Annotated in this window: 14 protein-coding genes; 6 read left to right on the forward strand and 8 right to left on the reverse strand. The window is 62.2% G+C overall.

Annotation, left to right across the window (positions count from 1 at the left end):
• Nucleotides 1-1,071: patatin-like phospholipase family protein (locus D0550_RS08725; protein ID WP_206606165.1), on the reverse strand; the 1,071-nt coding region annotated here is incomplete at its 3' end.
• A 162-nt stretch (nucleotides 1,072-1,233) separates the two neighbouring features.
• Between D0550_RS08725 and D0550_RS08730 the strand changes: the two genes are divergently transcribed.
• A complete protein-coding gene (locus tag D0550_RS08730; protein ID WP_116808739.1) occupies nucleotides 1,234-2,127 on the forward strand; it encodes a hypothetical protein in 894 nt (297 codons plus the stop codon).
• Complete coding sequence (locus D0550_RS34855) at nucleotides 2,120-2,275, forward strand: hypothetical protein (RefSeq protein ID WP_161965718.1); 156 nt, start codon at nucleotides 2,120-2,122, stop codon at nucleotides 2,273-2,275. Before D0550_RS08730 ends, D0550_RS34855 begins: the two co-directional genes overlap by 8 nt.
• On the opposite strand, the gene D0550_RS08735 is transcribed toward D0550_RS34855, so the two are convergent.
• From D0550_RS08735 to D0550_RS08765, 7 genes are all read right to left on the reverse strand, one after another.
• Nucleotides 2,272-3,282, reverse strand: coding sequence for a PstS family phosphate ABC transporter substrate-binding protein (locus D0550_RS08735; protein WP_116808740.1), 1,011 nt, complete (start codon nucleotides 3,280-3,282; stop codon nucleotides 2,272-2,274). The two genes, D0550_RS34855 and D0550_RS08735, sit on opposite strands and share 4 nt — an antisense overlap.
• 94 nt (nucleotides 3,283-3,376) lie before the next feature.
• Entirely contained in the window at nucleotides 3,377-4,744 is a 1,368-nt protein-coding gene (locus D0550_RS08740) for an FGGY-family carbohydrate kinase (RefSeq protein ID WP_116808741.1), read from the reverse strand.
• Between the two features lie 2 nt (nucleotides 4,745-4,746).
• Nucleotides 4,747-5,718, reverse strand: a complete 972-nt coding sequence (locus tag D0550_RS08745; RefSeq protein ID WP_116808742.1) for an ABC transporter permease — start codon at nucleotides 5,716-5,718, stop codon at nucleotides 4,747-4,749.
• Nucleotides 5,715-6,689 (reverse strand): ABC transporter permease, encoded by a 975-nt coding sequence (locus tag D0550_RS08750; protein ID WP_116808856.1) that lies wholly within the window; start codon nucleotides 6,687-6,689, stop codon nucleotides 5,715-5,717. Before D0550_RS08750 ends, D0550_RS08745 begins: the two co-directional genes overlap by 4 nt.
• A 5-nt stretch (nucleotides 6,690-6,694) precedes the next feature.
• Entirely contained in the window at nucleotides 6,695-8,203 is a 1,509-nt protein-coding gene (locus tag D0550_RS08755) for a sugar ABC transporter ATP-binding protein (protein ID WP_116808743.1), read from the reverse strand.
• A 1-nt stretch (nucleotide 8,204) separates the two neighbouring features.
• Entirely contained in the window at nucleotides 8,205-9,224 is a 1,020-nt protein-coding gene (rhaS, locus tag D0550_RS08760; protein WP_116808744.1) for a rhamnose ABC transporter substrate-binding protein, read from the reverse strand.
• Between the two features lie 55 nt (nucleotides 9,225-9,279).
• Nucleotides 9,280-10,083, reverse strand: a complete 804-nt coding sequence (locus D0550_RS08765) for a DeoR/GlpR family DNA-binding transcription regulator (protein WP_116808745.1) — start codon at nucleotides 10,081-10,083, stop codon at nucleotides 9,280-9,282.
• 163 nt (nucleotides 10,084-10,246) lie between these two features.
• On the opposite strand from D0550_RS08765, the gene D0550_RS08770 reads away from it, so the two are divergent.
• The 4 genes from D0550_RS08770 (at nucleotide 10,247) to D0550_RS08785 (ending at nucleotide 14,970) form a co-directional block, all read left to right on the forward strand.
• Nucleotides 10,247-12,367 carry a bifunctional rhamnulose-1-phosphate aldolase/short-chain dehydrogenase gene (locus D0550_RS08770; protein WP_116808746.1) on the forward strand — a complete coding sequence of 707 codons (2,121 nt, stop codon included), beginning with the start codon at nucleotides 10,247-10,249 and terminating at the stop codon, nucleotides 12,365-12,367.
• A gap of 25 nt (nucleotides 12,368-12,392) precedes the next feature.
• Entirely contained in the window at nucleotides 12,393-13,697 is a 1,305-nt protein-coding gene (rhaI, locus tag D0550_RS08775; protein WP_116808747.1) for an L-rhamnose catabolism isomerase, read from the forward strand.
• 132 nt (nucleotides 13,698-13,829) lie between these two features.
• Complete coding sequence (locus tag D0550_RS08780; protein ID WP_116808857.1) at nucleotides 13,830-14,606, forward strand: HipA family kinase; 777 nt, start codon at nucleotides 13,830-13,832, stop codon at nucleotides 14,604-14,606.
• Entirely contained in the window at nucleotides 14,584-14,970 is a 387-nt protein-coding gene (locus tag D0550_RS08785; RefSeq protein ID WP_116808748.1) for a DUF3037 domain-containing protein, read from the forward strand. Before D0550_RS08780 ends, D0550_RS08785 begins: the two co-directional genes overlap by 23 nt.
• Nucleotides 14,971-15,009: the final 39 nt, after the last annotated feature.

Consider the following 15,009-nt stretch of genomic DNA (forward strand, 5'->3'; position numbering starts at 1 on the left):
GAGGCCGGAAATCAGCAACGCAGCCAACTCGAACTTGCCGGTGTGCACGCACTCGGACGGGATGTTGTGACGCAGCCGATACAACAGCTCGACCACGAGCCAGCCCGCCAAAGGAATCACCGTGCACCAAAGCACGGAGAACATCAGGATGGGATGGTTGCCCGCCGACCAAAACGGTGCATCGAGCACGACCGCTGGACCATTCGCGTAGCCGAGCCCGGTAAATGACAGCAACGCGGCCGCGGCGATCACGGGCAGTACGCACAACAATGAATAGCGCGACGAGGGCGTGTCTGGAGCGCGCACGAACCGACGGTGGTAATAAATAGAGAAGCTCGCCAACAACTCAACGATCACCGAGGCATACAACAGAGTTCTTCCCAGGCCAGGGCTGACCGTGCTCTGCACCAGCAGGTAAACCCCTTGAGGAATGACGACCAGCGCGGCCAGCAGCGGCAGTATCACCAGCCAGTTCAACAGCAGATTGCGCACGATGATGGCCGCGGCGGTCCACGTGTCGGCCGAGAAAAGACCGAGGCGCGGTGTCAGATAGTTGCTGAACTGACGCAAATGATCGAGCGGCTTCGGCTCGGGCGCGAGCGGATTGACCGGCTGCTCCGGCCGCCCGCCGAGATCCTGAAACACTTCCTGAGCGCTGCCGGTGTCCTGCTGTTGCCGATGGACCCAGGCTTGCAGCCAGCTGGCGATGTAGCCGCCGCCGGATACGCTGGACAGATAGTCGAACTCGGGCAGCAGCTTGTTCTTTGCCAGGGCCTGCAACACGCCCAGGTTGAACGTGGCGCTGCGGATGCCCCCGCCCGACAAGCACAGCGCGGACAACTGCGGTTGCGCCTTGGTGCTGTCGGTCTCGGCATCGAGCGTGCCAATCATCTGAAACAACTCTCGCAAGTTGTCCTGATAGCACGCATCGGTGCCAGCGTCCTCCGGCTGCTGCGGATCGAATTTTGCCGGTTCGAACGATTTCGACGCGCAGTACTCCGGGCGCAACGCCTGCAGCTCGCGCCATAACACTTCGTTGAATGATGCGCGCTCGGCATTCGGGTCTGGCATAGCGGGTTCCTTCGCTGCTTGCTTGTTTGTTTTGCTCTGCGGTGCAGACTGTATCACGCAGGTGCTTTTGCCCGTGCTCCGCATTTGCGTCGAAGCACGGCGGAGATCTATTTTATGCGAGCGCGATGGACGAGGCCCTGATTGACGCAGAAGGGGTGAGTCATGAGCGAACGCGGTGGCAGGCGGCGCATCAGCGACTGCGGCCTGTTTTTCATCACCATGGTGGTCACGGCCCTGTTGTGTGCCCTGTGGGTAGTAGCGTCCGCCGAGGCGGCCGATGCATGGCAGGTGCCTCGCACCGCCGATGGGCAGCCGGATCTGCAAGGGATCTGGACCAACGCGACCATCACGCCGCTGGAACGACCCAAGGAATTCGGCGACCGGCTGGTCATCAGCGCCGCGGAGGCCAGCGCCATCGAAGCGCAGAACCAACAATTCAATGACGAGGCCGATGCACCGACCGATCCCAATACCCGCACGCAGGATTTACCGAACAGCTGCGGCCTGGGATTCACCGGCGCCGACTGCGGCTACAACAATTTCTGGATCGATCGCGGCCGCAGTGTGGTCGAAGTGAATGGCGAACGGCGCAGCTCGCTGATCGTCGAGCCCAAGGACGGGCGGGTGCCGCTGACGCCGGAACGGCAGAAGCTGCTGACCGAGCGCTACATGACGATGCGGACCAATTTCGATGGCCCGGAGGTACGGCCGCTGGCCGAGCGGTGTCTGCTGGCGTTCGGCTCGAGCTCGGGGCCGCCGATGCTGCCGGTTCTTTATAACAACCATTATCAGATCGTGCAGAGCCGGGACTCGATCATGATCCTGGTGGAGATGGTGCATGACGCACGCATCATCCGGTTGAATGCCAGGCCGAGCGGCGTGCCGAAATGGATGGGCGATTCGGTCGGTCACTGGGGAAGGCGACACGCTGGTCGTCGAGACCAGCAACTTCACCGACAAGGAATCATTCCGCGGCTCGACGCCGAAGCTCAAGATCACCGAACGTTTCACGCGTGTCGGGCCGGACAAGATCGACTATCGAGTGACGTTGGATGATCCGGCTGCGTTCTCGCAGCCGTGGACCGCGGAATATCCGTTCTACGCGACCAACGAGCCGATCTACGAGTACGCCTGCCACGAAGGCAACTACGCGTTGCCCGGCATCCTTGCCGGGGCGCGTGAAGGCGAAAAAATGAAGGATTAGAGCTTGGCGTCCCGCTTGAGCAACTCTTCGATGGTGACGCCCACTTCCGGCACGCCGCCAAACACCGTGCCGACGCGGCCGTCGTTGAAATGCTTGAGCGCGGTCTGCGCCGCCTCCTCGGGGAGTGCCACGAAGCCGACCTGATTCGCCAGTTCCGGGCCTTCGGTGAGATAGAACTCGATCAGCTTGCGCACTTCGGGGCGCTGCGCCGACTTGTCGCTCACATAAATGAACAACGGTCGCGACAGCGGCTGATAGGTGCCGTCGACCACGGTCGCATTGCTCGGCAGCACTTGCGTGCCGTCGTCCCTCTCGATGGGTATCGGGCGCATCCGATCCTTGTGGCCGATGTAATAAGCGAAGCCGAAGTAGCCGAGCGCGTTCTTGTTGTTCTCTACGCCTTGCACCAGCACGTTGTCATCTTCGCTCGCGGTGTAATCGCCCCGGCTGGATTTGGCTTTGTGGGTCACGGCTTCGGTGAAGTAATCGAACGTGCCCGAATCCGCGCCGGGGCCGAACAGCATGAGCGGAGCATTCGGCCACTCGGGGCGTACCTGGTTCCAGGTCGTGATCTGGCCTTGTGCGGCCGGCTCCCACATCTTCTTCAGGTCGGCGACGGTGAGCGACTTCACCCAATCGTTCTTGGGATTGACCACGACGGTGATGGCATCGAACGCGACCGGCAGCTCGATGAAGTTGATGCCGGCTTTGCGACACATCTCCATCTCCTCGGTCAGGATGGGGCGAGACGCATTCGAGATATCGATATCGCCGCGACACAGCTTCTTGAAGCCACCGCCCGTGCCGGACAGGCCGACGGTCACCCGAACGGCACCGCGCTCACCGACCTGAAATTCTTCGGCGACCGCTTCGGCGATCGGGAACACCGTGCTCGAGCCGTCGATGCGGATCACCGGCGCGTCGCGCCCGCCTCCCTGCTTGCCACAGCCGGCCAATACGCCGAGCTGAGCGGCGAGCGCCAATACCGCCAGACGCCGTGCATTCATGGGAGGACCTCGTCATCGTAAAACCAGCGATTTTGCGGGAAAGGGGCGCCAAAGTCTTGCGGCCCGTGTCGTTGGCGCCAGCGTTGCGTCCTGGTCAGCCCAGAACCCGCTTGCGCCAGGCCTCGCGGTAGGCCGGCAATGATGTGAGCGTCACTGCAGCGGCCGGCGTCATCGCCTGACTCGGAGCCTCAAGAAAACCCGCGAGATAACAGGCTGCGCGCGTGTTTCCACCATCTCCAGAGCTCAGCTCGACTGAGCGTGACGGCAGCAGTGCGCCGAGAATCGCGCCAAACAGCGGATTCGTCGCGAGCGGGCCATCGATCAACACCGTACCGTCCGCGCCCAGCATTTCGATCAGCAGCTCGCACATCAGCGCGAGGTATAGCGTCGCAACGCTGGCTCGCTCCGATCCAGACAGGCTGTCGGCGTTGACCAGGCGCCCCTCGCGTCCGGCAAACGGGCCGCCGCTCGCAAACGCTGGCAATGCCATCGATTGCCGCTCGATCACATTGAGTAGGGCAGGCAGATTCGGGCGGGCTTCCGTCCCTGCGATCGCTTCGTACTCGCGACCGCCCATGAATCTTGCTGTTGCGACGGGTGAGCCAAACGCGTCCACGCTGGCGAGCATGTCGCGATCTTCTCGGAGTCGTGAAAGATCGGCGCGATTCGCCATGACGACGGTCCACGTGCCGCTGGAGATGACGGTGAACGGCTCGTCACGGCTGCGCGTGATCAGAAACTTCAGGTATGACGCGTTCGAGTCGTGAATGCCGCAAGTGACCTGACATTGCGGATCCAGACCGGTCGCTGCGGCGACCTCCGCTGAGATCGGGCCGAGCACGTCGCTGGCGAGCTTGCTCGCGGGAAAGAGCTTGTTCCAGCCGCGCGCCTGCGCCAGCTTCGAGAAAGTCTGCTCGCGCGGTAGCCAAAGATCAGAGTGACAACCCAGCGATGTCACTTCGCTGGCCATCACGCCACTCAAACGCCATGCCCAGAACTGTGGATACAACAGTGCATGCGCGACGCGCGAGAACAGCCGCGGTTGAGCTTCCTGCAAGAAGAACAGCTGACGCCCCAGGTTCAACCCGAGCGGCAAGTCCGGCGAGTAAGTGCTCTGATAAGCGTCGCGCTGATGACGATATTCGGCATTGACTCGCTCGAAACATGCATCTTCATAATCCGGAGCAGCGACCACGCAATTGTCGTGATCGATCATGACCGCAGCTGCGCCGTGAGCGACAGGCACGAGTGTGCGGATACGGTCTCGGTGTGGCGCGTCCCGTAACGCGTCCAGCAACCATTGGCTGATCGCGTCAACGTCCAGTTCGCGCAGCGCCGAACCTTGAACCACAGCATTGGCTCGCCGGCTGCCGCGAATCTCGGCGCCCGACTGTGGATCGATCACGGACACCTTGGCGTGGGTCTTACCGATATCGATCAGTGCGATCAGCGGATGCGTCATTGTTACGACCGGAGACGCGCGGGCCGGCCCCACCAACGCTCGGCGAGCACTGGGATGGCGACCACGGTAATGAGCAACGCACCGACGATGATGGACATCACTATGCCGGGCACGTTCAACAACCCGAGCCCGAAGTTCACGAAGCCCAGCACCACGGCCGCGAGCAGCACGCCCGGAATCGTGCCTTTGCCACCCCACACCGATACGCCGCCGAGGATCACCATGCTGATGATTTCCAATTCCCAGCCCTGCGCGATCGACGGACGCGTCGAGCCGAGGCGCGAGGTGAGCAGCACCGCCGCCAGCCCACTACACAGTCCCGTCACTGCGAACAAGGCAAAGCGATAGCGGTCGACGGGCACGCCCGACCATTTCGCCGCGATGGGATTCGCTCCCAGCGCATAGATGGTGCGACCCCAGCGCGTCACGTGCAGAAACAATCCGAACACTACGGCGAGCACGATCAGGAGGCTCAGCTCGATGGATAACGCCCCGACCGCATAACCTTGGCCGAACATCGAGAACGATTGCGGATAGTCCTTCAGCACGCGATCGCCCAGCACCGCATACGCGACGCCGCGAAACAGTGTCATCGTGCCGATCGTCGCGACGATCGACGGCACCCGACCCAAAGTCACCAGCGCGCCATTGACCATGCCCGCTGCGAGCCCAGTGCTTAGCCCAACTGCGACCAAACCGGGTGTTTGAATGCCGGCCGCCGCCGCCAAGCCCATTGCCACGGACGACAGCGCGATGATGGCCGCGACGGAAATGTCGATCTCGCCCGCAATGATCAGCAGCGCGAGCGGCAGAGCGATGATGGCGCGCTCGGTGAAGTTGAACGTGGCGTCCGACAGTGTCCACACATCGAGAAAGTACGGCGACAGACTGGCGAAGCTGACGAACTCGATGACCAGCACCAACGCGAGCATCGACTCCCAGCGCAACAGGCCTTTGAACGTTTGCGTGCTCATGCCGCTTGTGTTTCCAGGATGGCGCGTTTCTCTTCGCGTCTTCGTGCGCTCAGCACAGCGGCCACCACGATGACCAGTCCGTTGATGCCCATCTGCCAGAACGGCGAGATGCCGATCAGCGGCAAGGCATTTCTAATGATGCCGATGAACAGGCAGCCGAGCACCACGCCTGCGACTGTGCCGATGCCGCCTGCGATCGCGACTCCGCCGATCAAGCATGCGGCAATCACTTGCAACTCGAAGCCCAGCGCGATGTCGGTGTACGCGACCGCGAAGCGCGCCACCCACAAATAGCCGCACAGGCCGGCGATGGCGCCACAGATCGTGTACGCGACGCATTGCATGTGGCCGGGATCGATGCCGGTGTATGCCGCGGCGGAAGGATTGCCGCCGGCCGCGTAGAGATTTCGGCCGAGCACGGTGTAGCGCATCGACACTGCAAAGATTGCAACGCCGATGATGGCCAGCCATGAAAGCAGCGTCAGGCCCAGCAGCTCGTAGCGAATGAAGCCGAGAAACTGCGGCGACATCTGGTTATCGTTTACCCAGGTGCCGCCGGACAGCAAATAAATCAGGCCGCGATACACCGACATCGTGCCCAGCGTGACAACGATGGGCGGCAGCTTGAGCCGCCACACGAGCAGGCCGTTGATTGCGCCGAGCAGCGCGCCGCTGACAATGGCGATCAACAGCACGGGCGCGACACCCAAGCCTGGATAGTGCTTGTTCAACAGCGCGACCAGCATTCCCGACAGCGCCAGATTGGCTGCGATCGACAGATCGATGCCGCGCGTGAGGATGACCAGCATCTGTCCCAGCGCAAGCAGGATCAGAATGGCGCTGTCGTCGAGAATTTCAGCGAGATTGCCGGGACGCGCGAACTGCGGGAACGCTGCGGTCACCGCAGCGAGCAACAGCACGACAATGACACCGAGTGCGAGATCGCGCCGGGCGGCGGAGGTTTGCATCATGCCAATCACGCGTCGGTCGCCGCTTGAACGACGTTTTCCGCCGTCGCTTCACTTCTATCCAGCAAGGCACGCACGCGACCGCGCCGCATGACCAGGATGCGGTCGGACATGCCGAGGATCTCAGGCAGTTCCGACGAAATCATCACGACCGCGTTGCCTCGCTGCGCAAATGCGCTGGTCACGGCATGCACCGCCGATTTCGCGCCTACATCGATACCTTTGGTCGGCTCGTCGAGAATCAGTACGCGCGGCGAGCGTGCCAGCCATTTCGCGATTACGACTTTCTGCTGATTGCCGCCGGACAAGTCGCCGACATTCTGCTCCGGACCGGTCGCCTTGATGCCAAGCGCCGAGATCCAATGAGTCGCCAGCTCCGACTCGCGTTGTCGGCTGCAGATGCCATTGGGAGCAAGCGACTGCAGATTCGTGAGCGAAACGTTGGCCGCAATGGAAAACGGCAGAATTGCGCCTTGCTGCTGACGATCTTCTGGAACGTACGCCAACCCGTGACGGACCGCGTCCGCTGGATTGGCCATCGAAACCGGCTTGCCGCTCACCTGAATCGACCCCGAATCCGGCGCCGTCAGGCCGAACAAACATTGCGCCAGCTCGGTCCGGCCCGCGCCGACCAGGCCATAGATGCCGAGCGTCTCGCCCTGCCGCACCGAGAACGAGATCCGGTCGAACTCGTGCGCACGCGACAGGTTCTCCACCCGCAGCAGTTCCTCGCCGAGCGTCGTTGCCAGTTTCGGGAACAGTTGCTCGACCGAACGACCGACCATCAGTCGGATCAGCTGCTCGCTGCCTGTGCCGGCAATCATGCCGTTGCCCACCGAGGCGCCATCGCGAAACACCACGTAGCGGTCCGCCAGAGCGAAGATCTCTTCGAACTTGTGACTGATGAAGAGCAGGGCACAGCCGGTCTCCCGCAGTCGCCGCACGATGCGGAATAAATCGTCAGCCTCGCGATGGGACAACGCTGCGGTCGGCTCATCCAAAATCAGAACGCGTGCCTCGCTGGTCAATGCGCGAGCGATTTGTACGATGTGCTTCTGAGCGACGCTGAGCTGACCGGCCGGCAGGTCCGGCGAGAATGAAACATCGAGCTGGCGCAGAATTTCGGCCGCACGCGTCCGCATCTCGCGCCAGGCGACGAAACGTCCGATCCTGGGACGCGAGCTGACGAAGATGTTCTCGGCGACCGTCAGGTTGTCGAACACCACGCATTCTTGATGCACGACGTTGATGCCGAGCTGTCGCGCATGCTCCGGATCGCGCACGCGGATCGGCCGACCGTCGAGCATCAGCTCGCCGCCATCCGGCTGATGGATGCCGCAAAGGATCTTGACCAGCGTCGACTTGCCCGCGCCGTTCTCGCCGATCAGCGCGGTCACCTGGCCCGGATACAAATCGAGATTGGCATCGCGCAGCGCGTGTGCGCCGCCGAAGGATTTCTTCACCTGCGTCAGCGTGAGGATGGGCTGCGCCGGTGCCTGCTGGATCGCCGCCGCCATGTCAGAAGATCGCTGCGAATTGCTCGACGTTGCTCTGGTCGTAGATGAACGGCTTGGCCATGGCACCGACGCCATCGGCGTCGAAGCTCACGCTGCCAATCCGTTCGAGTGAAATCGGTTGGCCGTTCTCAGGTGTTTCGCCGCGCGCCAGACGGGCTGCGACCTGCGTGGTGGCATAGCCGAGATCGATCGGATTCCAGATCGCGAACTTCGGCACGACGCCTTTGCGCACATAGCCGACCAATTCCGATGGCAGCCCCAGCCCGGTGACTTTCACCTTGCCTGTGAGGCCTTGATCTTCGATCGCCTTGGCCGCCGCCACGATGCCGACCGAGCTCAGCGAAACGACGACCGACAGATCCGGATGCTGCTTCACCAGCGCCACGGTCTCGCGATATGACTTGTCCGCGACATCGTCACCATAGACGACGCCGACGAACTGCAGGCCCGGATACTGCGGCAGTGCCTGCTTCATCTGTGCGAGCCAGGAATTCTGATTGGTCGAAGTCGGCGTCGCCGAGATCACCGCGATCTTGCCTTTGCCTTCGGGGGCCAGCTCGGAGGCGAGCTGCGCGACTGTCTGGCCGATCAACTCGTCCGACGAAGGTGCGAGATGCACTGCGCGCCCCGGCCTGGCGACGGCGGAATCATAAGAAATGACTTTGATGCCTCGTTGCATCGCTCGCTGCAGCGTCGGTACGACCGCATCGGGATCGTTCGCCGAGATCGCGATGGCATCGACGCGCTGGGCGATCAGCGCGTTCAATGTTTCTATTTGTCCTTCCGCGGTCGGGGTGGTCGGGCCGGTGAAAATGATCTCGGCGCCGAGGGTCGCGGCGGCTTCATCTGCGCCCTTGTGAACGGCATCGAAGAAGCCGCTGCCCAGATTCTTTGCGACGATGCCGATGCGCAGCTTGTCGCTGCCTTTGCCGTCACTAGAAGACTGCGGACGCTCGCCGCAGCCTGCGATCACGACGGCGGCCAGCGAGACCGCGCCCACGAGCATTGCTCTTCTAAGCATTCACATCCCCCCGTTGAGGCGACCGGCCTTATTGGCCGTGCCGCCGCCCCTCAACTCACGCGAGCTTCTGCAACTCGTCGTCCTCGGTCACCGAGGCGACGATCACTTTGATGCCCGCCGCCTTGAATACGTCCAACTCTTCGGGTTTGGCGCCGTCGTCGGTGATGATGGTGGAGATCCGCTCCAGCCCCGTGACGATCATTGCCGACTTCTGCCGCAGCTTGCTGCTGTCGGCCATCACGATCACATCCTCAGTGCGCTTCAGCAGCTTGGTCTGCGCCTGCACGATCAACGGATCGGCTTCCATGATGCCGAAGCGGTTCAGGCCGTAGCAGCCGGTGAACAGCTTGTTGCCCCAGAAGTTTTCGATGGTGTCGTTGTCGAACGGGCTGAGCACGATGTTCTGCTCACGGAAGATGGTGCCGCCCGGCAGGGTGATGCGATTGCGGCTGGTGGCCAGCAGCTTGGCCGCGATCGGAAATGAATTCGTCAGGATGTCCAGATCATGGTCGGCGAGAAATTCCACCAGCGCGAAGGTGGTGGTACCGCCGTTGATGATGATGCTCTCGCCGGCCGTGATGAGCTCCGCTGCAGCGCGAGCGATGGCGCGCTTCTGCGGGACACTGATGTCCTGACTCAATGAAAACGGCATGCCCACGAGGTGGGGCTGATGCCGGGGGCGCACCGCTTCGGCGCCACCGCGAATGCGTTTGACCTCGCCGCGCTCGGCCAGCGTGTTGATGTCGCGGCGAATGGTCGCCTCGGATGCGCCGAGCAAATCCAACAGGTCGCCCACGCTCACGATGGAGCGCTCTTCGACGAGCTTCAGAATCAGGCTATGGCGCTCACGTTCCAGCATGGAACCTCCTAAAAGCAGTTTCGATCAGCGCCGTCACAGTGCTGATCGATTATGCTCGCATCTGATTGTATATGATCGATTCGTGTGGTAAACAGTCATTTCATCGCGTTCGTCACGATTTTTTATGCCCGAACGCGATCAATCCGACCCTGGGGGAGATTAGATGAGTGTGGTTCAGCCGGCGCAAGCCGAGTTGTCTTCGTTGCTGGTCGAAAACCGCTGGAACGATACGCTCGCCGCCGAAATGACCCCGGCGCAGCTGCTGCTGTATCGCTCCAATCTGCTCGGCTCCGACAAGCGCATCACCAACTTCGGTGGCGGCAACACGTCGGCCAAGGTCGTCGAAAAAGATCCGCTCACCGCCCAGGAAGTGCGGGTGCTGTGGGTGAAGGGCTCGGGCGGCGACCTGGGCACCATGAAGCTGGACGGCTTCGCCACCTTATATATGGACAAGTTCCTGTCGCTGGAGCCGTTCTACCGGGGCAAGGACAGCGACAGTGTGCTGGTGCCACTGTATTCGCACTGCACATTCAATCTGAATCCGCGGGCCGCGAGTATCGATACTCCGCTGCACGGTCTGGTCGATCGCGCGCACGTCGATCACATGCATCCGGACGCTTTGATCGCCATCGCGGCGTCTGCCGACAGCAAGGCGCTCACCGAAGAAATCTATGGCGATGACATCGGCTGGTTGCCCTGGATTCGTCCGGGATACGAGCTGGGTCTGGCGCTGCGCAAGTTCACGCGTGAAAACCCCAAGGCGCGAGGTGTGGTGCTCGAAGCGCATGGGGTTTTCACGTGGGCCGACACGGCGAAGGCGTGCTACGAGAACACGCTCGATGTGATCAATCGTGCCACGCTGTGGCTGGCGCAGAAGAGCCGTGGCAAGCAACCGTTCGGTGCCGCCAAGGCGCAAATGCTGCCGGTGGAAAAGCGTCGTGAAGTTGCGGCTGCCATCATGCCGCGCATTCGTGGCCTGATTTCAGGCACGACACGCAAGGTCGGTCACTTCGACGACAGCGCGGCGGTGCTGGAATTCGTGGGCAGCGAGCAATTGCAGTCGCTCGCCGATCTCGGTACGTCGTGCCCCGATCATTTCCTGCGCACGAAGATCTGGCCGCTGGTGTTGCCGTTCGATGCTGCGAACGAGTCGGTCGAGCAGTTTGCCCGGCGGGTGCAGCCGGCAATCGAGCAATATCGCGAGCGTTACGCGGCTTATTACGAGCGTTGCAAGCGGCCCGGCTCGCCGAGAATGCGCGATCCAAACGCCGTCGTTTATCTCGTGCCGGGCGTCGGCATGATTACGTTCGCCGCGGATAAAGCTACCGCGCGCATCGCCGGCGAGTTCTATATCAACGCGATCAACGTAATGCGTGGCGCGGCCGCGGTGTCGACGTATCGTGGCCTGCCGGAGCAGGAAGCGTTCGATATCGAATATTGGGATCTGGAAGAGGCCAAGCTGCAGCGCATGCCGAAGCCGAAACCGCTGGCTGGCCGCGTCGCGCTCATTACGGGCGGTGCGGGTGGCATCGGTCTGGCGACCGCTCGGCGGTTGATGGATGAAGGCGCCTGCGTCGTGCTCTGTGACATCGACCACGATGCGCTGAGCGAAGCGGAAGCGGACTTGAAGAAACAATATGGCAACGACGTCGTCGCCAGCAGCTGGGTCGATGTAACGCGTGAAGACGCGGTTGTCGCCACCTTTCGCGACAGCGCGTGGCGGTTCGGCGGCCTCGACATTTGTATTTCCAACGCCGGGATCGCGTCGGCCTCGCCGGTCGACCAAACCAGTCTCGCGACCTGGCAGAAGAACATGGACATTCTGTCCACGGGCTATTTCCTGGTCTCGCGCCAGGCGTTCCAGATGCTGAAGACGCAGAACATCGGCGGCTCCATCGTGTTCATCGGCTCCAAGAACGCGCTGGCCGCATCGCCGGGCGCTGCTGCTTACTGCACGGCCAAGGCTGCTGAGTTGCACCTGGCTCGCTGTCTGGCTTTGGAAGGTGCGCCGGTCGGCATTCGCGTGAATGTCGTGAATCCGGACGCCGTGTTGCGTGGCTCGCGCATCTGGCAGGGCGAGTGGGCCCAGCAGCGCGCCGAGCAGTACAAGACCAGCACCGACGAGCTCGAGTCCATCTATCGCGAGCGCAGCTTGCTCAAGCGCAGCGTGTATCCGGAAGACGTGGCCGAAGCCGTGGCTTTCTTCGCGTCCGAGCGCGCGTCGAAGTCGACTGGGAATATCATCAACGTCGACGCCGGTAACGCCGCCGCCTTCACTCGATAATGGCGCGCTCGGACAGGGGGACAGGATGACTGGCAAGTTCACCGATCCGCGCGATCAATCGTTCATCGCCGACGGCAATGCCAAGCTGACGAAGGATCTCGATGCCGATTACGCCGCCCTGGACGCGATCCTGAGCCGTCGAGGCCTCGACATCGACGCGGTCACCGCGACCGTCGCGAGCTTTGGCGTGGCCATTCCCTCCTGGGGCGTCGGCACCGGCGGCACTCGCTTTGCCCGTTTCCCCGGTAAAGGCGAGCCTCGCAATGTGTTCGAGAAGCTCGAGGACTGCGCGGTCATTCATAGCCTGACGGGCGCCACGCCCACAGTGTCCCTGCATCTGCCCTGGGATCACACCGATGACATGGCGGCGCTGCGCCAACGGGCAACTGCGCTCGGTCTGCGCTTCGATGCGGTCAATTCGAATACGTTCCAGGATCGCCCCGGTCAGAAGCTTTCCTATAAGTTCGGCAGCCTCACGCACACCGACGCCGCCGTGCGCGCCCAGGCCGTCGAGCACAACGTAGAGTGCATTCGCATCGGCCAGTTGCTCGGCTCGAAGGCGTTGACCGTCTGGATCGGCGATGGCGCGAACTTTCCCGGTCAGCAACATCTGGGACGCGCGTTCGAGCGCTATATCGAGTCGACGCGGCAGATCTACACGGCCTTGCCGGCGGACTGGCGCATGCTCATCGAGCACAAGATGTATGAGCCGGCGTTCTATGCGACCGTGATTCAGGATTGGGGCAGCTCGCTGCTCGCCGCGCAGACACTGGGTCCGAAAGCATTCTGCCTGGTCGATCTCGGCCACCATGCACCGAATGTGAACATCGAAATGATCGTATCGCGCCTGGTGCATGCCCGCCGCCTGGGCGGTTTCCATTTCAACGATTCCAAGTACGGCGACGACGATCTGGATGCCGGCTCGATCGAGCCCTATCGCCTGTTCCTGGTGTTCAACGAGCTGGTCGATGCGCAGTGGCGCCAGGTGCCGGACTTCCATCCGGCGCACATGCTGGACCAGTCCCACAATGTCACCGATCCCATCGAGAGCCTGATGACCAGCGCCATCGAGCTGCAGCGGGCCTACGCTCAGGCGCTGCTGGTCGATCGGCAGATGCTTGCCGATTATCAGCAGGAGAACGACGCGCTGATGGCGTCGCAGACCTTGAAGCGCGCCTTCACCACCGACGTGCAGCCCATCCTGGCTCGCGCCCGGCTACAGCAGGGGGCGGCAATCGATCCCGTAGCGGCTTATCGTCGTAGTCATTATCGGCTCGAATGCGCCGTCAAACGTCCGGCGAGCCAGAGTTTTGGCGGCGGCATTGTGTGATTGTCAGGCTTGCTCGCCGGCCGAGCGCGTATGGCGCGCGCTGCCAGCGGCAATTTCCTCGCCTTAGCTGCTCCCAACCATCTGAATCTGGGCTATATACTGCCGCCGCCGAAGCAGTGTGGATCCCAACGCTTGCGAACCGTCGTCGTCACCCGCTACGTCACGCCTCTGCGCGAAGGTGGTTCCGTGCCGGCCATCGTCGAAGCCGACGATGAAGGCATGTATGTCATCAAGTGGCGTGGCGCCGGACAGGGGCCGAAAGCACTGATCGCCGAACTGGTGGCAGGCGAGATCGGCCGCGCCGCCGGCTTGCCCGTGCCCGAGATCGTGTTGATCGAGCTCGATCCGGATCTGGCGCGCACCGAACCCGATGTCGAGATTCAGGAATTGATCCGCGCCAGCGCCGGGTGCAACGTGGCGCTCGATTATCTGCCGGGTGCGATCACGTTCGACCCCGTGGTGTTCCAGCCGGACGCGGCACTCGCCTCGAAAATCGTCTGGTTCGACGCGTTTGTGACCAACGTCGATCGCACGGCGCGCAACACCAACATGCTGATGTGGCATCGACAGCTGCGCCTCATCGATCACGGCGCGGCTTTGTATTTTCATCACTCCTGGACGCAATATCTGGAGCGCAGCCAGGATGCGTTTCCGATGATTCGCGATCATGTGTTGCTGCCGTTTGCGAATGCGCTCGACGAAGCGCACGAGTTCATGCTCGCGCGACTCACGCCGGACGTCATTCGCGACATCGTCGCGTTGATTCCGGATGCGTTGTTGCGGGGTGATGCAACTTTCTCCAGCGCGGCCGAGTATCGAAATGCGTACGCCGAATATCTGTTGCGGCGGTTGCAGCTGCCGCATCTGTTTTTCACGGAGGTGAAGCGTGCGCGCTCCGTGCTCGTATGACTACGCCATCATTCGCGTCGTCCCTCGGGTCGAACGCGAAGAGTTCATGAATGTCGGCGTGATCGTCTCCTGTCCGGCGCTGGAATATCTGGCGGCGCGCATCGAGCTGGATGAAGGTCGCTTGCTGGCACTTGCACCGGGAGTCGATCTCGACCTGGTTCGTGAAAATCTCGCCAGCATTCCGGCCATCTGCGCCGGCTCGGGGCCCATCGGCCGGCTGACGCTGCGAGAGCGTTTTCACTGGCTGGTCGCCCCTCGCAGCACGATGATCCAGACTTCAGCGGTGCATACGGGCCGCAGCGATGACCCCTCGCTGCTGCTGGAGCAGTTGCTGCGGAAGATGGTTCGTAGCGGCGGTCGCTGACGAATCTACGGATTGGTCATAAGCGGGCTGAAGGGCCTA

The organism is Steroidobacter cummioxidans, assembly GCF_003104955.1.